At 65.5% G+C, this 18,598-nt stretch carries 20 protein-coding genes; 10 read left to right on the top strand and 10 right to left on the bottom strand.

Annotated features, from left to right (window positions below):
- Positions 1-49 precede the first annotated feature (49 nt).
- Positions 50-1,207, top strand: coding sequence for a serine hydrolase domain-containing protein (locus tag ACFY5D_RS17880; RefSeq protein WP_387532959.1), 1,158 nt, complete (start codon positions 50-52; stop codon positions 1,205-1,207).
- A gap of 94 nt (positions 1,208-1,301) precedes the next feature.
- Positions 1,302-4,085, top strand: coding sequence for an aminotransferase class I/II-fold pyridoxal phosphate-dependent enzyme (locus tag ACFY5D_RS17875; RefSeq protein ID WP_387532956.1), 2,784 nt, complete (start codon positions 1,302-1,304; stop codon positions 4,083-4,085).
- 54 nt (positions 4,086-4,139) lie between these two features.
- On the opposite strand, the gene ACFY5D_RS17870 is transcribed toward ACFY5D_RS17875, so the two are convergent.
- From ACFY5D_RS17870 to ACFY5D_RS17850, 5 genes are all read right to left on the bottom strand, one after another.
- Positions 4,140-4,628, bottom strand: a complete 489-nt coding sequence (locus ACFY5D_RS17870; RefSeq protein ID WP_387532954.1) for a universal stress protein — start codon at positions 4,626-4,628, stop codon at positions 4,140-4,142.
- 84 nt (positions 4,629-4,712) lie between these two features.
- On the bottom strand, positions 4,713-5,900 hold the full coding sequence (locus ACFY5D_RS17865) for a TerC family protein (RefSeq protein ID WP_387532952.1): 1,188 nt from the start codon (positions 5,898-5,900) through the stop codon (positions 4,713-4,715).
- A 345-nt stretch (positions 5,901-6,245) separates the two neighbouring features.
- Positions 6,246-6,803: a ferritin gene (locus ACFY5D_RS17860; protein ID WP_387532949.1), complete on the bottom strand. Its 558-nt coding sequence runs from the start codon at positions 6,801-6,803 to the stop codon at positions 6,246-6,248.
- A 300-nt stretch (positions 6,804-7,103) separates the two neighbouring features.
- Positions 7,104-7,601, bottom strand: a complete 498-nt coding sequence (locus ACFY5D_RS17855) for a universal stress protein (protein WP_387532947.1) — start codon at positions 7,599-7,601, stop codon at positions 7,104-7,106.
- A 171-nt stretch (positions 7,602-7,772) separates the two neighbouring features.
- Positions 7,773-8,417: a maleylpyruvate isomerase family mycothiol-dependent enzyme gene (locus ACFY5D_RS17850; RefSeq protein ID WP_387532945.1), complete on the bottom strand. Its 645-nt coding sequence runs from the start codon at positions 8,415-8,417 to the stop codon at positions 7,773-7,775.
- A 197-nt stretch (positions 8,418-8,614) separates the two neighbouring features.
- Between ACFY5D_RS17850 and ACFY5D_RS17845 the strand changes: the two genes are divergently transcribed.
- From ACFY5D_RS17845 to ACFY5D_RS17820, 6 genes are all read left to right on the top strand, one after another.
- Positions 8,615-8,965 (top strand): PadR family transcriptional regulator, encoded by a 351-nt coding sequence (locus ACFY5D_RS17845; RefSeq protein WP_387532942.1) that lies wholly within the window; start codon positions 8,615-8,617, stop codon positions 8,963-8,965.
- Between the two features lie 2 nt (positions 8,966-8,967).
- Complete coding sequence (locus ACFY5D_RS17840; protein WP_387532939.1) at positions 8,968-9,366, top strand: DUF1048 domain-containing protein; 399 nt, start codon at positions 8,968-8,970, stop codon at positions 9,364-9,366.
- A gap of 25 nt (positions 9,367-9,391) precedes the next feature.
- On the top strand, positions 9,392-10,201 hold the full coding sequence (locus tag ACFY5D_RS17835) for an ABC transporter ATP-binding protein (protein WP_387532936.1): 810 nt from the start codon (positions 9,392-9,394) through the stop codon (positions 10,199-10,201).
- A complete protein-coding gene (locus ACFY5D_RS17830; RefSeq protein WP_387532933.1) occupies positions 10,198-10,962 on the top strand; it encodes an ABC transporter permease in 765 nt (254 codons plus the stop codon). The genes ACFY5D_RS17835 and ACFY5D_RS17830 overlap by 4 nt, the downstream gene beginning before the upstream one ends.
- Positions 10,963-11,222: 260 nt before the next feature.
- Complete coding sequence (locus ACFY5D_RS17825) at positions 11,223-11,450, top strand: hypothetical protein (RefSeq protein ID WP_387532931.1); 228 nt, start codon at positions 11,223-11,225, stop codon at positions 11,448-11,450.
- A gap of 545 nt (positions 11,451-11,995) precedes the next feature.
- Positions 11,996-12,541 (top strand): YceI family protein, encoded by a 546-nt coding sequence (locus ACFY5D_RS17820; protein WP_387532928.1) that lies wholly within the window; start codon positions 11,996-11,998, stop codon positions 12,539-12,541.
- Here ACFY5D_RS17820 and ACFY5D_RS17815 read toward each other — a convergent pair.
- Positions 12,538-12,759 (bottom strand): hypothetical protein, encoded by a 222-nt coding sequence (locus ACFY5D_RS17815; protein ID WP_387533676.1) that lies wholly within the window; start codon positions 12,757-12,759, stop codon positions 12,538-12,540. The two genes, ACFY5D_RS17820 and ACFY5D_RS17815, sit on opposite strands and share 4 nt — an antisense overlap.
- Before the next feature lie 77 nt (positions 12,760-12,836).
- On the opposite strand from ACFY5D_RS17815, the gene ACFY5D_RS17810 reads away from it, so the two are divergent.
- On the top strand, positions 12,837-13,364 hold the full coding sequence (locus ACFY5D_RS17810; protein WP_387532925.1) for a peroxiredoxin: 528 nt from the start codon (positions 12,837-12,839) through the stop codon (positions 13,362-13,364).
- Positions 13,365-13,491: 127 nt separating this feature from the next.
- Here ACFY5D_RS17810 and ACFY5D_RS17805 read toward each other — a convergent pair whose 3' ends face one another.
- Both ACFY5D_RS17805 and tdh read right to left on the bottom strand, forming a co-directional pair.
- On the bottom strand, positions 13,492-14,691 hold the full coding sequence (locus tag ACFY5D_RS17805) for a glycine C-acetyltransferase (protein ID WP_387532923.1): 1,200 nt from the start codon (positions 14,689-14,691) through the stop codon (positions 13,492-13,494).
- Positions 14,692-14,740: 49 nt separating this feature from the next.
- Positions 14,741-15,787 carry an L-threonine 3-dehydrogenase gene (tdh, locus tag ACFY5D_RS17800; RefSeq protein WP_387532920.1) on the bottom strand — a complete coding sequence of 349 codons (1,047 nt, stop codon included), beginning with the start codon at positions 15,785-15,787 and terminating at the stop codon, positions 14,741-14,743.
- 132 nt (positions 15,788-15,919) lie between these two features.
- On the opposite strand from tdh, the gene ACFY5D_RS17795 reads away from it, so the two are divergent.
- Positions 15,920-16,828 carry a LysR family transcriptional regulator gene (locus ACFY5D_RS17795; RefSeq protein WP_387532918.1) on the top strand — a complete coding sequence of 303 codons (909 nt, stop codon included), beginning with the start codon at positions 15,920-15,922 and terminating at the stop codon, positions 16,826-16,828.
- Positions 16,829-16,957: 129 nt separating this feature from the next.
- On the opposite strand, the gene ACFY5D_RS17790 is transcribed toward ACFY5D_RS17795, so the two are convergent.
- Complete coding sequence (locus tag ACFY5D_RS17790) at positions 16,958-18,136, bottom strand: Gfo/Idh/MocA family protein (RefSeq protein WP_387532916.1); 1,179 nt, start codon at positions 18,134-18,136, stop codon at positions 16,958-16,960.
- Between the two features lie 72 nt (positions 18,137-18,208).
- A partial coding sequence (locus ACFY5D_RS17785; RefSeq protein WP_387532913.1) for an oligopeptide/dipeptide ABC transporter ATP-binding protein occupies positions 18,209-18,598 on the bottom strand: 390 nt, incomplete at its 5' end.

The raw sequence follows: 18,598 nt of genomic DNA, 5'->3' as shown, positions 1-18,598 counted from the left end.
TACGAACCTGGATCACCTCCCGCCAGGGGTGGACATGAAAAATTGGCAAATGCCCGAGAACCTTCGTTGGTCCTTTCAGCACATTGCCGATTTCCTGCCCACCGCGGTGATCTCTCGGGGGCAGGGGTTGGCGGTGGCGCTGCCCGCCGCCCACCGCGACCTGGATTCAATCACGGTGCCCGGCACCGAGCCGGACGTTCCGGACGTGACGGAATTGGGCGTGGGTCCGGACTCAAGCGTGCGCTCGGTCATGGGGTCCACCGACACAGACGGGTGGATGGTGCTGCACCGCGGAAGGGTGCTCACCGAGCAGTACTTCGGTGAGATGAAGGCAGATACCTCGCACCTGCTGATGTCGGTGAGCAAGTCGCTCATCGGCGCGGTCGCCGGGGCGCTCACCGATTCCGGGGTGCTAAGTCCCGAAAAGCCGCTGACCGCGTATGTGCCGGAACTGGCCGATACCGGCTATGCGGGTGCCACGGTGCGCGACCTGCTGGACATGCGCTCGGGCATCGCGTTTTCCGAGAACTACCTTGATCCGTTCGCCGAGGTGCGGATGCTGGAGGAGGCGATCGGCTGGGCACCGCCGGCCGCTCCCGGACCCACCGGCCTGTACCCGTACCTGATGACGCTGCGGCAAAAGACCGCCCACGGCGAGGCCTTCGAGTACCGTTCCTGCGAGGCCGACATGCTGGGGTGGATCTGCGAGGCTGCCGCCGGGGAGTCTATGCCCACGCTGATGTCCCGCGTGTTGTGGGGCAAGATCGGTGCCGAAGCCGATGCCACGATCGGCATCGACCAGTTCGGGACCGGGATGTTCGACGGCGGGATCAACGCCACGTTGCGCGACCTCGCCCGTTTCGGGTCCCTGTTCCTGGATGGCGGCCGCGCGCTCAACGGCGAGCGGGTGCTCTCCGAGGACTGGGTCGGGCAAACCCTCGCGGGGGCGCCGGATTCCCGTGAGGCCTTCGCCAACAGCCCGGGCGACAACCGGATGCCCGGCGGGATGTACCGCAACCAGATGTGGTTCCCGTACGAGGGCAACGACGTGCTGCTCTGCCTGGGCATCCACGGGCAGATGATCTACATCAACCGGTCCGCAAAGATGGTGGGGGTGAAGCTGTCCAGCTGGCCGCTGCCGCAGGACGCCGCCAAGCTCTTTGCCACCCTGCGGGCCTTCGACTCGATCGCTGCAACGCTGCAATGAGCGGTCCCTTTTGTACCCCACGGGCGGTTGGCCAACTCCTTCCGACCCGCCCGTGGGTGGTCGTCGCCCGTTCCCGGCGATCCCGAATCTTGCAATGGCCAACAGACGTCCGGCTCGGACGCACCCTAGGATCGGAGCAGCCGTGAAGGCTCCCGCAGTGAAAATTGATGACGAATACCCCACTCCCAGCAACGTGTGGAGGCTGCGCACCGACGTCTGGGAATACCTCGCCTATGCCGCCAAGCAGCTGCACGGCGTCACCGACCCCACGTTGGCCGAAAAGGGGCTGTTCGACGAGGTCAAGCGCCGGCTCTGCATCCTCGAGGCGGTCGAGGCCTATTGGGCGGTGCCGGGAATGGCGCACGTGGCGGCGCTTCGTGCGCGGTTCGAGGAGGGCGACCACGCCGCGGCCCTGGTCCTGACCGAGGCCGTGACCCGCGGATTCGCGCGCTTCGAACCGGACCACGAGGACCACCTGGCGGATCCGGACTCCCCCGCCGTGGCCCTGGAGCCGGCCAGGCCGGCGCTGCCGGACCCGCGGCCGCGCTTCGAGGTCCTGGTCGTCGACGACATGTCCGAGACGGTGCGCGAGGAGTTCGTCGCCGAGATGTTCAGCCAGCGCCGGGGCACCGACGCCTTCGCCTACGCGGTGAACGTGGTGCCCAGCCTCGAGGACGCGCTCATCGCCGTGCTCCTGAACCCCACCATCCAGGCCTGCATCCTGCGCCCCGGCTTTTCCGTGCCGTCCCGCCACCGGCCGGGCGACGACCTGCGCAAGTACCTCGATGCCATGATCGAACCCGGGGTTGCGGTCTACCCGCCCCACGAACGGATCCTGAAGCTGGCGGACCTGCTCAAGGGCCTGCGCCCGGAGCTGGACCTGTACCTGGTGGCCGACGTGTCCATCGAGGAGCTTGCCGGGGCCTCCGGCCGGCGATTCAACCGGCTCTTCCGCCGCAACGAGTCCATGGAACTCCACCTGTCCCTGCTGCAGGGGGTCGCCGAACGGTACAAGACCCCTTTCTTCGACGCCGTGCAGCACCACAGCCGCAAGCCCGCGGCGGTCTTCCACGCCCTGCCCGTCTCACGCGGCGGCTCCGTGGTGAATTCCCGGTGGATCAAGGACATGGGCGAGTTCTACGGCCTGAACCTGCTCCATGCGGAAACCTCCGCCACCTCCGGCGGGCTCGACTCGCTGCTGGACCCGCGCAGCTCCATCAAGGGCGCCCAGCAGCTGGCCGCGCGCGCCTTCGGGGCCCGGCGGACGTACCTGGTCACCAACGGCACCTCCACCGCCAACAAGATCGTGCACCAGTCCATCGTCGCCCCGGGCGACGTCGTCATCGCCGACCGCAATTGCCACAAGTCCCACCACTACGCGCTCATGCTCGCCGGCGCGCAGGTCGCCTACGTGGACGCCTACCCGCTGGACGAGTACTCCTTCTACGGCGCCGTGCCGCTGAAAACGCTCAAGGGCATGCTGCTCGACTACCGCCGCGCCGGCCGCCTCGACGAGGTCAAGATGGTCACGCTGACCAACTGCACCTTCGACGGCATCGTCTACGACGTCCAGCGCGTGATGGAGGAATGCCTGGCCATCAAGCCGGACTTGGTCTTCCTCTGGGACGAGGCCTGGTTCGCGTTCGCAGGGTTCCACCCCATCTACCGTCGGCGCACCGCCATGGCCGCGGCCGCGGCCCTCGAGGCCAACTTCAAGGATCCCGACTACATCGAACGCGCCAAGGCCCAGCGGGCGGCACTCTTCGATGCGGAGACCGGCCAGCCGGCCGACGACCAGGTGTGGCTCTCCACGCGGCTGCTGCCGGACCCGGAGACGGCCCGGCTGCGCGTCTACGCCACGCAGTCGACGCACAAGACGCTGACCTCGCTGCGCCAGGGGTCGATGATCCACGTCTTCGACCAGGACTTCAGCCACCTCAACGAGGTGACCTTCCGCGAGGCGTACATGACCCACACCTCGACCTCGCCGAACTACCAGATCCTGGCCTCGCTGGACATCGGCCGGCGCCAGGCCGAGCTGGAGGGCTACGAGCTGGTCCAGCGCCAGGCCTACCTGGCCCAGTCCGTGGCCCGGATGGTGGCGCGCCACCCGCTGCTGAAGAAGTACTTCCGGGTGCTCAGCACCCACGACTTGATCCCGGAGGAGTTCCGCGCCACGGCCTCGCCCATGCCGCTGCAGGACGGGCTCGCCGCCATGGACGAGGCCTGGCGCACCGACGAGTTCGTCGTCGACCCCAGCCGGCTCACCCTGCACATCGGCAAGACCGGGGTGGACGGCGACACGTTCAAGCACAAGTACCTGATGGACCTGCACGGGATACAGGTCAACAAGACCTCGCGGAACACCGTGCTCTTCATGACCAACATCGGCACCTCGCGCAGCTCCGTGGCGTACCTGATCGACGTGCTGGTCAAGCTCGCCGAGCATTTCGAGCGCGAACAGTCGGACATGGGCCCGCTGGCACTGGAAGCCCGCAAGGAGACGGTTGCGGCCCTGATCGGCACGCCGCCGCCGCTGCCGGACTTCAGCCGCTTTGCCGATCGCTTCCGCAGCGACGACCAGACGACCGACGGCGACATCCGCGCGGCGTACTTCACCACGTACAAGACCGGCAGCTGCGGCTACCTGATGCCGAAGCAGCTGGCCGAACGGGTCATCGCCGGGGACGAGGTGGTTTCGGCGGGGTTCGTGACCCCCTACCCGCCGGGATTCCCGATCCTCGTGCCGGGGCAGGTCGTCACCAAGGAGATCCTCTCCTACATGGAGGCCCTCGACACTCGCGAGATCCACGGGTTTGACCCGAACCTGGGGTACCGGGTCATCAACGAGCTCCCGGCCCGCCCGGGCCGGGTCTGAGACTGGCCGCATGGGGCTTCCACTGGGAGGTGAATGCCCCATGCGGCCTTTGCATCAGGCCTTCGGCCGGACCACCAGGACCGGGCAGGCAGCGTGCCGCACGCACTGCTCGCTCACCGACCCGAGCAGCATGCCCGCAAGTCCACCGTGCCCGCGGGTTCCAACCACCAGCATGCGGGCGTTCCGCGAGACGTCGATCAGGCTCTTGGCCGGAGGCGCGTGGATGGGCTCATAGGTCACCCGGACCTTGTCGAACTTCTTGACGGTGTCCTTGAGACCGAGCATCATTTCCTCGCGGACCGCGGCGGTGTACTCGGCGAACGAGGACACGTAGCCGTATTCCCACTCGGCCGGCCGCGGCGCGGTCAGGATCGACCAGGATCTGACCACGACGACGGGTGCCGACAGCTGCGCGGCGAGCTCCATGGCCATGGTGAACGCGTGGCTTGCACCTTTGGACCCGTCGTGGCCGACGACGATGCTGTCGCTGGAGGCAGGCTCCGGTACTGGACTCGTGCTGTTGAACGTGTCTTCGTTGTTCATTGCGTTTCTCCTTCGTGGTTGTGCTGGCGGGGGTCGGGCGGGTCGGAGAGTCCGTGCCGCGGGAAGGTGCCGGGAGACCCGGTGCTACCGATCCAGGTACTCCGCGTGTTGCCGATGGGCTTCCGTGATCTGCTCGCGGATCCGCCCGATGTCGGTGGTCTTGGTGCGGTATTTCGGGTCCATTTCCAGGATCTGCTCCTCCTCCCGCGTCAGGAGTCGGTAGATCCGTTCCCGCTCGGCAAGATCGGCCGTGTAGTCAAGGTCGAGGTAGCTGGCCGCATGCCGGCGCGCACTGTTGATCGTCGTTTGCGCCTTGCCGGCCTTGCTCAGCATCGAGGCCATCACGGTCACGGTGAGCACCCCGATGATCACGCCCAGGGACAGGTCGGTGCTGATTTCGATGACCGTGACGGGCTCGCCTCCGTTGATGAACGGCAGGTTGTTCTCGTGGAGGGCATGGAGCACCAGCTTGACCCCGATGAAAGCCAGGATCGCCGCCAGGCCCCAGGAAAGGTAGATGAGCCGATCCAGCAAACCGTCGATCAGGAAATAGAGCTGGCGCAGACCCATCAAGGAGAAAGCGGTGGCGGTGAAGACGATGTACACGTTCTGGGTCAGCCCGAAGATCGCGGGAATGGAGTCCAGCGCGAACAGGATGTCTGTGCCGCCGATCGCCAGCATCACCAGCAGCATGGGCGTGAGCGCCTTCTTGCCGTTGTGCATGGTGAAGAGCTTGTCGCCGTCGAATCGGCCCGTGGTGTGGAAATACTTCTTGGCCAGGCGGACCGTGAAGTTTTCGGTTTGTTCCCTGCCGTGTGCCCCGGGCCTGAGCAGGTTGCCCGCCGTGATGAGCAGGATCAGCCCAAAAATGTAGAACACCCAGGCGAAGGAGTTGATCAGCGCCGCGCCCAGGAAGATGAACCCGGTTCGGGCAATCAGCGAAAACACTATGCCGAACAACAAGACCTTCTGCTGGTCCTCGCGTGGGACCCCGAAGCTCGCAATGATGATCAGGAAGACAAAGAGGTTGTCCACGGAGAGCGCCTTCTCCGTGATGTACCCGGCAAAGTACTCCGACCCCATGGTGACGCCGCCGAGGAACAGGACCAGCACCCCGAAGAGAACGGCGATGCCCACATAGACGGCGGACCACACCGCTGCTTCCCTCAGCGTGGGAACATGCGCCTTGCGGATGTGGAAGAAGTAGTCGAACGCGAGAAGCGCCACGATGACGACGATGGTGATGCCCCAGATGAGGGGCGATACGCTCATGCCACCCTGCTTTCATCGGGCCGCGGCAACAAGCCCAAGCCGTTTCGTCGCGTGGCCACGGCCGGGAGCGGCAGGTTCGACTTCTGAAGCGCCAATTCCGATTCGGGGCGCCACCGGGCCTTGCTGCTCTCGGCCTCACCAATGACAAGCAGTGAAATGTAGCCGATGTGCTCAAGCTATCGCCACTATGTAGGTACATGGTAGACCCTTGGTCTGCCATACGTCTGCGGCCTGCGGCATCTGGCGCGGCCGCCGGCCCGTCTCCTCCGGGGTTCGGGGCCAAGGCCCGTTCGCATGGCAGACCACTAGGGCCGTTCTCGGGAATCCCGGTCCACGGAAATTCTTCTAGAGTGCGCCTCCGGCGGCCTCCGGTGTCCCTCCATCCCCCGCAGGCGCGCCATGCCCGCCGCCGTACTGGCCGGCGTCGCCTACCCTCTCGCGGGCCAGGAACGTCTCGACGTCGAAGAGGTTGTCCGCCCGGCGGGCGACGTTCAGCAACGTGGACATCGAGGCGACCTCCTCGATCTGCTCCTTGAGGAACCACAACATGAATTGCTCACCCAGAGGGTCGTTTTCCGCCCTCGCCGCGGCGAACAGTTCCTTGATGCGGTCCGTGACCTCAAGCTCCTGCGCAAGGGCAAGAACCAGAGGTTCCTCGGCGGATTCGAAGTCGTTGCGGACGGGTTCGATCCCGGGGATGGTGATCTTGATGCCGCGGTCCAGGATGTAGCGGACCATCATCATGGCGTGGTTGCGTTCCTCGAGCGACTGGCGGTAGAAGTGCTTGGCAAGCCGGGGAAGGTCCTGGCCGTCGAACCAGGCCGCGATGGCAATGTACTGCTGGGAGGCCGCGAACTCGTTGCCGACCTGGCGGGTTAGCAACTCGTTGAACTGCGTGCTCATGGTGCTCTCCTCTGGTGGGTGTTCATGGGAGTGGACCTGGGGCGCCAAGGTTCTGCTGGGGCCACGGCCGCCGGAGGACCTACAATGAGCGTCCTCCGCTTCGACTCTCTACGTCAAGATCCGGCACCGCCGGCTCCGGACAACCCGCCGAACGTCCCTGCGTGCGGCCTCATGGAACTTTTAAGCAAAGGTCCCTCGGTGGAATCCGGGAGATTCGCCGTGGCGGGTTCGCCCGGTTTCAGGGGCCCGTCGTTCTGGCCACGCTGCCCGGCCACGCCGCCGAAACCACGCTGTCCAGCCTCAGTGTTTTCCCTTTTGGGCTGCGGTCGGAACCACCAAGACCGGCCGGTGCTGATGGAAAGTGAGGTGGGATGCGGTGGCCCCGTTGAGCAATTGGGAAACGTGCGCCCCGAATGTGGGTTCCCTGGTCCCGACGATAATCATCGAGGCATCGGCCTCCGACGCCAGGCGCGCCAGCGCCTTCCAAGTCTCGCCCGCAAGGATTCGCAGACCCCACTTGGCGGTGCTGTCGGACATCTGGGTTTCAATCTGGGAGAGGATCTCCATGGCATTCGCGGTCATGTCTTCGTCGACATCGCGTGGATGCAACGATTGCTCCCTGATGTTTTCCTTGAGGTTCCACTCCGTCAAATAGCTGTTGGGTTCCACGTAGGCATAGATGATGTCACGATCAAGCTGCTGGGCGAGCACCGTTGCCTGGGCAATGACCTCCGGATGTTGCTTGGGAATCACCCCCACAATCAGTGGACCCCACGAGGCTCCATCATTCGAGGACATGGCTACCCCTAACTCCTCCGGACGGCCCTACGCCGTTCCGATTTCAGGATGACCGATAAAGGCCGCTAACGGAAGTACCCGAGCGGTCCTTCAGGAACATCTGGAGGGCGACGCAAAATTGTGTACGTGGTCCACGTCCGCTGGACTCCCGAAACGACCACCGGCCGGACGTCAGGTTTGAAGCCGATGCAGGAAGCCCCCGGCCCCGGGGCCGCCCAGCTCCCCCGGGTCGATCGGCCTTCCGGACACGGCCAGAAGCAGGGTAATGGCCCGGCCGCTGACTTCGGGCCCCGAACCATGCACGAAGTCCGCATCCGAGGCCACCAACCGCCACCCGGCGGCCAGTTCCTTGCCGCCGCCCATCTTCACCGTGGTGTTCGCCTGGTACGCCAGTGCCTTGGCCACCTCGCCTGCCGGGTACTCCCGACCGATGCCCAGGGGACGCCTGATGTCTTCGCCGTGGACGAACGACTCGACGAGGCGGGTGGCCAGCGCCGCCGGAGGCGTGGAGGTCAGCGGCAGGACGGCGCCGAACCCGGCCAACGTCAGGCTGGGGTCCTCCTTCTTCTCCCTAGCCACTCCCACCGCGTTGTCCCGATCGAAATCGAACCCGGCGGCGACCATGCGGCGCACAAAACCCAGGCGGGTGGTCCGCGCCGAATCGATGAGGTGCGCCAGGACATCATGGACATCCCAGCCGGGGCACAACGACGGCGTCCGCCACTGCTGCGGTTCCAGCACCCGCAGGTCCTCGAACAGTGCACGACGTTCGCCGTGCACCACTGGCCATACGCAAGTTGGGGACAGTCGGGTCATGGAGCAACTCAACCAGCCGGGGACGACGGTTTTCAAGCACCAAGTGCGAGGTCCGGCAGAAGGGCCCTCGAGCTTCAAGGGCGCCGCGCCCGCCGCCGCGGCATGGAAAACCGAAAAATCCACCCCTTGCGCGATCGCTATTCAGTGTTACTATATAGTGGTAGTCAGCAACACAGAGTAGTTACAAGGAGAGCTCCATGGGCAAGCAATCGACAGAGATGCTCAAGGGCACGCTCGAGGGCATCGTCCTCGCCACCCTGGCCGTCCGGCCGGCATACGGCTATGAAATCACGGCCCGGCTGCGCGACCAAGGCTTCTCCGACATCGTCGAGGGCACCGTCTACGCCCTGCTGGTCAGGGTCGAGCAGCGCGGCCTCGTCGACATCGAGAAGGTCCCCTCCGAGAAGGGGCCGCCACGCAAGGTCTACTCGCTGAACGCACTGGGCAGCGAGTACCTCGAAGAGTTCTGGAGGAATTGGAGCTTCCTCGCGGAACGGATCGAACAGCTCCGCCACAACATCAACAACACGCAGGAAGAAGGAAAGTAGCCATGGCAGCAAAATGGATCGAACTGGTCACCGGGTCGTTCGAGGACAAGAAGCGCTGGCGCCAGTACAAGGCCCGCAAGGAAGCGCTCCCCGCAAGCTACAGGACGGCGATCGACGGGATCGAGCGCTACTTCATGTACGCCGGCTCGATCGTCAAGGGCGATGTCCTCGTCAAGATGCTCGAGGACCTCGCCGACCTGATCGAGGGCGCCGCCGCCGACGGCACCCCGATCCGCGACATCGTCGGGGACGACCCGGTGGAGTTCGCGGACACCTTCATCCAGAACTACTCGGACGGCCAGTGGATCAACAAGGAGCGCAAGCGCCTGATCGACGCCATCGACCAGTCGGCCGGCGAGTCCGCAGGCCAACCCGCCAACCAATCCGCCGACGAGGCGTGAACGCGCCCGGAACGGAGAACATGACATGAGTACCGACCAGGCCCCGGAACCCGCGATCCGGGTGCGGGGCATCGAGAAGTCGTTCAAGGACCTGCAGGTGCTGCGGGGCGTCGACTTCGAGGTGAACGCGGGCAGCATCTTCGCGCTGCTCGGCTCGAACGGCGCCGGCAAGACCACGCTGGTGCGGATCCTCTCGACGCTGCTGAAGTCCGACGCGGGCACCGCAACGGTCAGCGGCTTCGACGTCGCCGCGAATCCGGGCGAGGTGCGCGAGTCCATCAGCCTGACCGGCCAGTTCGCCGCGGTCGACGAGGTGCTCAGCGGCCGGGAAAACCTGGTGCTGATCGGCAGGCTGCGCCACCTGAAGAACCCGGGATCAATCGCCGACGACCTGCTCGAGCGCTTCTCGCTCGCCGAGGCGGGGAACCGCAAGGCGGCGACCTACTCGGGCGGCATGCGCCGCCGGCTGGACATCGCGATGAGCCTGATCGGCAACCCGCCGGTGATCTTCCTGGACGAGCCGACAACCGGGCTCGACCCCCAGTCGCGTCTGGAGGTGTGGCGGACCGTCAAGCAGCTCGCCGACGGCGGCACCACGGTGCTGCTCACGACCCAGTACCTCGACGAGGCCGAACACCTCGCCGACCGGATCGCGATCCTGCACCAGGGCACCATCATCCAGAACGGCACGCTCGCCGAACTCAAGGCGCTGCTCCCGGCGGCCACCGTCGAGTACGTCGAGAAGCAGCCTTCCCTCGAGGAGGTCTTCCTCAGCCTCGTCGGCGACGCCGCGGAAACCGGCGACGCCGTGCCCGCGGGAAAGGAACCACGATGAGCACCCACGCCCTGGCCGACACCGGCGTCCTGACCGGCCGCTCGCTGCGCCACATCCTGCGCAGCCCGGACACCATCATCACCACGGCCGTCACCCCGATCGCGCTGATGCTGCTGTTCGTGTACGTGTTCGGCGGCGCCATCAACACCGGATCAGACGGGTCGTACGTCAACTACATGCTCCCGGGCATCCTGCTGATCACGATCGCCTCCGGCGTCGCCTACACGGCGTACCGCCTGTTCCTTGACCTGCAGGGCGGCATCTTCGAGCGCTTCGCCTCCATGCCGATCGCGCGCTCCAGCGTGCTCTGGGCCCACGTGTTCACCTCGCTCGCGGCGAACCTGGTGTCAGTGTCGGTGGTCATCGGCGTCGCGCTGGCCATGGGGTTCCGCACCGGGGCGTCGGCGGCCGCCTGGCTGGCGGTCGCCGGCATCCTGGTCCTGTTCACCCTGGCGTTGACCTGGATCGCCGTGATCGCCGGGCTGTCGGCGAAGACCGTCGACGGGGCCAGCGCGTTCAGCTACCCCTTGATCTTCCTGCCGTTCATCAGCTCGGCGTTCGTGCCCACCAGCACGATGCCCGGCCCGGTCGCGTGGTTCGCGCAGAACCAGCCCGTGACGGCGATCGTGGACACCATCCGGTCCCTTTTCGCCCAGGAACCGGTCGGCGGGGACATTTGGGTCGCCCTCGCCTGGCTCGTCGGCATCCTCGTCGTCGCCTACGGTTTTGCCGTCGCCATCTACCGCCGCAAGATCAGCTGAGGCCACGCGCCGATCACACGACCAATGCCGCCCGCTCCCCCACCGGGATGCGGGCGGCATTCGTCATCCCACCCCGATCCAGTCGACGACGGTCGATCGATCGATCGAGTCCCGGCGGACGCAAAATTCCGGCGGCAGAAAAACGCCTATGACTCGGGTCGTTACGGGTCCGGAGTGCCACCCTCATGCCGGGCATTTCCCTGCTTCTGGTGGGATAATTCATGCACTGCGGATCTCGCAGACCGGACAGCACAGAAGTCGTGACGGAGATGGAAATCAAGTTCAACAAGGATGCCTTGAAGAAGTTGGAAGCTGAGCTCGGGAAGAAATTTGACGAACTCGTGGCCAAGCATCCCTTCAAGAAAGGCGACTCCTTGCACCATATCGAAGAGACCTTGACGTCGTTGCTCAAGAAGGTTGGCGGTGCCTTGAGTCCTGCCACATTGAAGGAAAAGGCCAAGGAGATTTTCGACAAGCTCAACAAATAGGTTCATCTGGCCGAATAGCACCGTCGCGTCCGCGTCTTGGTGCTTGGGTCGGCTGTGCGTTGCCGGAACCCGGGGCGCCTGCAACCAAGACCGACGACCGGCAAGGGCATTCACGTTCCAAACTCGGGCGCATACCCGATCCCTGGATGACGGTCCGTCTCCGGGATTCAGGGAATACTTCGCCCCCAACTTCCACGGAGGTCGGTGACTCGCGACCGCCAAGCGCGCACCAGTTACTCGTGCCGCGACCCCTTGCAACAAGACCCAAATGCGGCGTGCGACTATCACGCATCCGCAAAGAACGGCATGAGAGCAATTTCGTGCTCGCCCGTCACCAACCGGGCCCGCCACTCAACCACTTTCAAGATGAATCCGCCATGCATTCACGCGCCTTGCCACCGCCCTTGCGCGCAAGCAACAGATGAAGAAGTGTTGCGTTCACAAAAATCAATGGTTGACACGTCAACCAAATCGATGCACACTTGTATGCATAAGCATGTAATCCGGTTAACCGCACCGGCTTCCCACCACAAGGAGTTTCACCCATGAGCATCGAAATCATCCCCGGCATCTGGAACCTCGACACCTCGCACAGCGAAGTCGGCTTCACCGTCCGCCACGCAGGCATCTCCAAGGTCCGCGGCGCATTCACCGACGTGACCGGCACACTGACCGTCGGGGATTCGATCGCAACCTCCAAGGTTGAGGCAGTCGTCAAGACCGAGTCCTTCGATTCCAACGACAACAACCGCGATGCCCACGTCAAGGGCCCGGATTTCTTCAACGTCGAGCAGTTCCCGGAGATGACCTTCGTGTCCACCGGCGTCGCAGGCACCCCCGAGGAGTTCGAGCTCCTGGGCGAACTGACCATCAAGGAAACCACCAAGCCGGTGACCTTCAAGGTCGAGTTCGGCGGCGTGGCAGTCGACCCGTTCGGCGCCACCCGAGCCGGGTTCTCCGCAACCACGCAGATCTCCCGCAAGGAATTCGGCATCACCTGGAACGCCGCCCTCGAGGCCGGCGGCGTGCTGGTGGGCGACAAGGTCACCATCAACATCGACTCCGCTTTCGTGCTCGCCGCCAGCAACTAAGTGCTTTCGCCAAGGAGGCCGTCGTTCACCCCGGTGAACGACGGCCTCCTTGGCTTTCCAAGGCACACGATGTAGGACAATGATGACCTGGACGGAAAGCTGAAGGCGGTCACGAAGATACCGCTCTCCAGCATCTTGCCGGCGACCTCGGCGGCATCGCCGAACATGACCGGGCCGATCGTGTGTTCGCCGTCGGGCAGGTCGCCCGAACATTCCAATCAGTCCGGGCCTCGGTAGGCCACCGCAGGCAGAGTAGTCCGGGCCGCGTTTCGCCGCCGTATGGCAAACTGTTCCGATGGACACCCCACCCGACACCTCCGCCGACTACCTCATCGGACAACAGTTCCCACTGCTCTCCCTGCCGTCCACCACGGGGGGAACGATGGGCCCGATGGACTTCGCCGCGGGTTCCTTCGTCCTGTTCATCTATCCGCGGACCGGCCGCCCGGACCGGGTTGAGCCGCCCGAGTGGGAGCAGGTTCCCGGTGCCAAGGGATGCACCCCGGAGGCCTGTGAATTCCGCGACCTTGCCGCCGACTACGCCGCCATCGGATACCGGGTCCTGGGACTCTCCAGCCAGGACACCGACTACCAGCTCGAGGCCGTCGAGCGCCTGCATCTGCCCTACCCGCTGCTTTCGGACCCCGGGTTCGCCCTGGCCACCGCCTGCGGCCTGCCGACCTTCGGCTTCGAGGGCGAACTGCTTCATGTCCGCAGCACCCTGGTGGTGAATGACCGCACGATCACGCACGCGTATTTCGGCATCACAGACGCCGCCGCACACCCGCATCGCCTGCTCGCACGGCTCCAGCAAGAGACATAGACGGCCCCGCAATATTCGTCTTGCCGTCCGCGCCCCGGGACGGCGATCGATATCTACTTAAACAGGCATCGCCCGCACTCCCCCCAACCGGGGAATGCGGGCGATGCCTCTTGCTGCGTGGTGTTACTTAGCGGCTGGCGACGAAGGCCTGAACGCAGGCCTCGATGTCCTCGGCCGAGTGCGCGGCGGAGAGCTGCACGCGGATGCGCGCGGCGCCCTTCGGGACCACCGGGAAGCTGAACGCCGTCACGAAGACGCCGTTCTCCAGCATCTTGCCGGCGACCTCGGCGGCCTTCACTGCGTCGCCGAACATGACCGGGACGATCGCGTGTTCGCCGTCGAGCAGGTCGAAGCCCTCTTCGGTCATGCGGGTGCGGAAGTGCGAGGCGTTGGCGAAGAGCCTCTCGCGCAGCTCGCCCGAGCCCTCCACCAGTTCCAGCGCCTTGAGCGTCGCGGCGACGATGGCCGGGGCCATCGAGTTGGAGAACAGGTACGGGCGGGCCTTCTGGCGCAGCATCGCGACGATCTCGCCGCGGCCGGAGACGTAGCCGCCGGACGCGCCGCCGAGGGCCTTGCCGAAGGTGCCGGTGTAGATGTCGACGCGGTCGGAGACGCCCGCGTGCTCCGGGGTGCCTGCGCCGGTGGCGCCCATGAAGCCCACGGCGTGGGAGTCGTCGACCATGACCAGCGCGCCGTACTTGTCGGCCAGGTCGCAGATGGCTTCCAGCGGGGCCAAGTAGCCGTCCATGGAGAAGATGCCGTCGGTGACGATGATGGTGCGGCGGGCGCCGGCGCCGTCATTCAGCGCGGCGGCTGCCTGCAGCTGGGTCTCCAGGTCTGCCATGTCCTGGTTGGCGTAGCGGAAGCGCGCGGCCTTGGACAGGCGGATGCCGTCAATGATCGAGGCGTGGTTCAGCGCATCGGAGATGATGGCGTCCTGCGCACCGAAGAGCGACTCGAAGACACCGCCGTTGGCGTCAAAGCAGCTGGAGAACAGGATGGTGTCCTCGGTGCCCAGGAACTTGGAGACTGCGGATTCCAGTTCCAGGTGCAGGTCCTGGGTGCCGCAGATGAAGCGGACCGAGGCCATGCCGAAGCCGCGCTCGTCCATGGCGTTCTTGGCGGCCTCGATGATGCGGGCGTCGTCGGCCAGGCCCAGGTAGTTGTTGGCGCAGAAGTTCAGGACCTTCTTGGCCTCGGAGCCGAGCTCGCCGGCGGCGATGCGCGCCGACTGCGGCGAATCGATGTGGCGCTCGGACTTGAACAGGCCGTCGGTGCGAAGCTGCGCCAGCTCGGCGGCGAGTTCGTCTTTCATGGTGGTGTACATGTGCTTCTCCTGGAAGTCGCGGAAATGAGGAAGAGGCTGAGGGGGAAGTTTAGAAGACGGTCCAGTCGAGCACGACCTTGCCGCCGTGGCCCGAGCGTGCGGCCTCGAAGCCGGCTTCCCACTCGGTGGCCGGCAGGAAGTCGGTGACCACGGAGGCGACGCGTTCGCGCAGCTGCGGGTTGGAGGTCAGCATCGCGCTCATCGCGTACCAGGTCTCGAACATCTCGCGGCCGTAGATGCCCTTGAGGGTGAGCATGTGGGTGACGACCTTGCCCCAGTCGATGTCGATCGAGCTGGAGGGCAGGCCCAACATCGAGATGTGGCCGCCGTGGTTCATGTTCTCGATCATTTCCGGCAGCGCGGTCGGGTGGCCGGACATTTCCATGCCGAAGTCGAAGCCCTCGAGCATGCCGAGCTCGTGCTGGGCCTCCTTGATGCGCATCTTCGAGACGTCGATGGCCAGGTCCGCGCCCATGCCGCGGGCCAGCTCCAGGCGGTTCGGCGAGACGTCGGTGATGGCGATCTTGCGGGCACCGGCGTGGCGGGCGACGGCCACGGCCATCAGGCCGATCGGACCGGCGCCGGTGATCAGCACGTCCTCGCCGACCAGCGGGAAGGACAGCGCGGTGTGCACCGCGTTGCCGAACGGGTCGAAGATCGCGCCGAGTTCCGGGGTGATCGAGGCGTCGCGGTGGACCCAGACGTTGGTTTCGGGGATGACCACGAACTCGGCGAATGCGCCGTCGCGCTGCACGCCGACCGAGACGGTGTTGATGCACATCTGGCGGCGGCCGGCGCGGCAGTTGCGGCACATGCCGCAGACCACGTGGCCCTCGCCGGAGACGCGGTCGCCGACCTTGACGTCGTTGACGTCGTCGCCGACCTCCACGACCTCGCCGTAGAACTCGTGGCCCGGGATCATTGGGGCCTTGATCATGGCCTTCGCCGCGTCGTCGTAGGCCTGGATGTGCAGGTCGGTGCCGCAGATGCCGGCGGTCATCACGCGGATCTTGACGTCACGGTCGCCGGTGACGGGCTCGGGGCGGTCAACGAGTTCAAAACCGGCGTATGGTCCGGACTTGTACAGTGCCTTCATCGTTTTTTCCTTACTTGCGCCCGAGCGGGCGCCCTGACGAACGTGATCGGTTTCAAGTGTGTCACCTGCATCACCCGGTTGACACCTTAGAAGATGCACATGTTTCTCAATCAACGATTTAGAATTTGCTACATGGAAGTACACCAGCTGCAGATCCTGCGCGAGCTCGGCGACCTCGGATCCGTAAAGGCCGTGGCCAGCGCGCTCTATGTCACGCCTTCCGCGGTCTCGCAGCAGCTGGCGCTGCTGCAGCGCAACATCGACGTGCCGCTCACCCGCAAGGAGGGACGCAACCTGGTCCTCACCGAGGCGGGCCAGGTCCTGGCCGCAGCCGGGGCCGCGGTGGTCTCCTCGCTGGCCGCCGCTCGGACGGCGATCGGCGCCTTCCAGGAGAGCGCCACGGCTCCGGTCAGCATTGCTGGGTTCCACTCGGTGGGGCAGTCGCTCTTTGCCCCGCTGCTGAGCAAGCTGGCCTTCGAGGGCGCGCCGCTGCCCCAGTTCTTCGACGAGGACGTCGCCCAGCAGGACTTCCCCGCACTGAGCGCGCGCTACGACTTGGTGCTGGCACACCGCATGGACCACACCCCGCACTGGCCCACGGACCGGGTGGTCGTCACGCCGCTGGCGCACGAACCGCTGGACATCGCCCTGCCCGCGGGCCACCCGCTGGCGGACCGGCAAACACTGCGCCCGGCGGACCTCGTCAACGAACGCTGGGTGGTCAGCCGCGAGGGATTCTCCCCCGCCGATGTGCTTGGCGCGATCAGTGCCGTCTCGGGAGCCGCACCGAACATCATCCACCGCATCAACGACTACGCCACGGTTGCCGCGCTTGTTGCATCCGGGGACGTCATCGGCATCATTCCGCGCTATACCGCCGGTGCAACGATGGGCGAGCACGTGGTGCTGCGCGGGCTTGAAGGCATCGCCAACCGGCGCCGGATCGACCTGCTGGCACGGCCCGAATCCATGCACCGGCGCAGCGTGCAATTGGTTGTCCAGGCCATGCGCGAGGCCATGGCCGAGCTCACGAACCACTGACGCAGCGCGTTCACCGGCGCCATCCCCCACGCATTTCCCCACACGCAAAAACGGGGGCTCTCCCCACCAAACGATTGGTGGGGAGAGCCCCCGGTTCAGTGCCACGGAGCCTTGTCCCGGGACGCCTGACTAGGCGTTGACGCGCTCCTGGTTGGCCGCGAAGTAGGCAAGCAGTTCCTCGCTGAGCGCGGGAACCTGCTTGGCGGATCCGTCGGTGCGCAGGGACTCGGTGGCCAGCACGCCAGCGGCAACCGCCGCGCGTGCGGCAATGGGCGAGGTCTCGGTCGGTCCACCTTCGGCCGCGAAACGCAGGAATTCGGCAATCAGGCGCGGGTCGGCGCCGCCGTGGCCGCCGTCGGCGGCCTCGATTTCCACCTCGATGTCAGCCTTCACGTAACCGTCCTGGCTGCGGGTGTTCCACACCTTGATCATGTTGCCCGCGTCGTCTCCGAAGTTCTCCAGGCGGCCCGCGGTGCCGATGACCGTGTAGTTCCTCCAGTAGTCGGGGGTGAAGTGGCACTGCTGGTAGGAGGCCAGCACGCCGTTGTCCAGCTTCATCTGCATCATGGAAATGTCTTCCACGTCGATGACCGGGTTCAGGTCGGTCTGCTCGGTCGGCGGCCAGTTCTCCAGCGAGAACCAGTCCCACATGCGGCGGTCGGTGTTGTCGCGACGGGACTCGACGTCCCCGTACACGGCCAGGTCGCCAACGGCGGAGACGCGTTCGGTGTATCCGCCGGCGAGCCAGTGGATCACGTCGATGTCGTGGGCACCCTTTTGCAGCAGCAGGCTGGTGGTGTTCTTGCGCTCGGCGTGCCAGTCCTTGAAGTAGTAGTCGCCGCCGTTGCCCACGAAGTGGCGGCACCAGACGGCCTTGACCTCGCCGATGGCGCCGGACTCGATGATGTCGCGCATCTGGCGGACCACGGGCATGTGGCGCATGTTGTGCCCCACGTACAGCTTGGTTCCGGTGCGGAATGCCGTTTCCAGCACCTCGTCCACCGCGTCCAGGGTGACGTCAAGCGGCTTTTCGCAGAACGTCGGGATGCCGGCTTCCAGGGTGCGCTTGGCCACCACGGCGTGCTGGTTGTCCGGGGTCAGCACCAGCACGGCGTCCAGGCCCGCGTTGAGCAGCTCGTCCAGGTCGGCGGTGATGGTCGCCTCGGGCAGCTTCTCCGCCGCGTCGGCGCGGCCACGTTCGCTGGTGTCGCACACCATGCTCACGACCGAACCCTCGCCGGGACGGTGGGCGTGCTTGTACAGTCCGGCACGCAGGCCGAAACCGACAACACCTACTTTGAGATCCACGAAATTACTCCTTTAATAACAAAACTTGTGAATGGGCATTTGTGCACCCTGGAATCGGGTGCACAAACGGTGCTAATTTGCCGCGTTGTCGGTGGCGAAGTGGCAGCGGGCCGCGTGCGTGTCCCCGACCCGGATGAGCTCCGGTTCCGTGGTGGCGCAGATGGCCTGGGCCATCGGGCAGCGGGTGTGGAAGCGGCATCCTGTGGGCGGGTCGATCGGCGAGGGCGGGTCCCCCTGCAGGATGATGCGTTCGCGGTCGGTGCCGTCGTGCCGGCGCAGCTCCGGCGCCGCGGACATCAGCGCCCGGGTGTAGGGCTGGGCGGTGCGGTCGTAGACGTCCGCGTAGGTGCCCAGTTCCACGATGCGCCCCAGATACATGGTCGCGACGCGGTCGGAGATGTGCCGGACGATCTGCAGGTCGTGGGCGATGAACAGGTAGGAGAGCCCGAGTTCCTTTTGCAG

The organism is Paeniglutamicibacter sp. NPDC012692 (assembly GCF_042901625.1).
In the GTDB taxonomy this organism is placed as follows: Bacteria; Actinomycetota; Actinomycetes; order Actinomycetales; family Micrococcaceae; genus Paeniglutamicibacter.
This window is presented reverse-complemented; position numbering and strand designations above follow the sequence as displayed.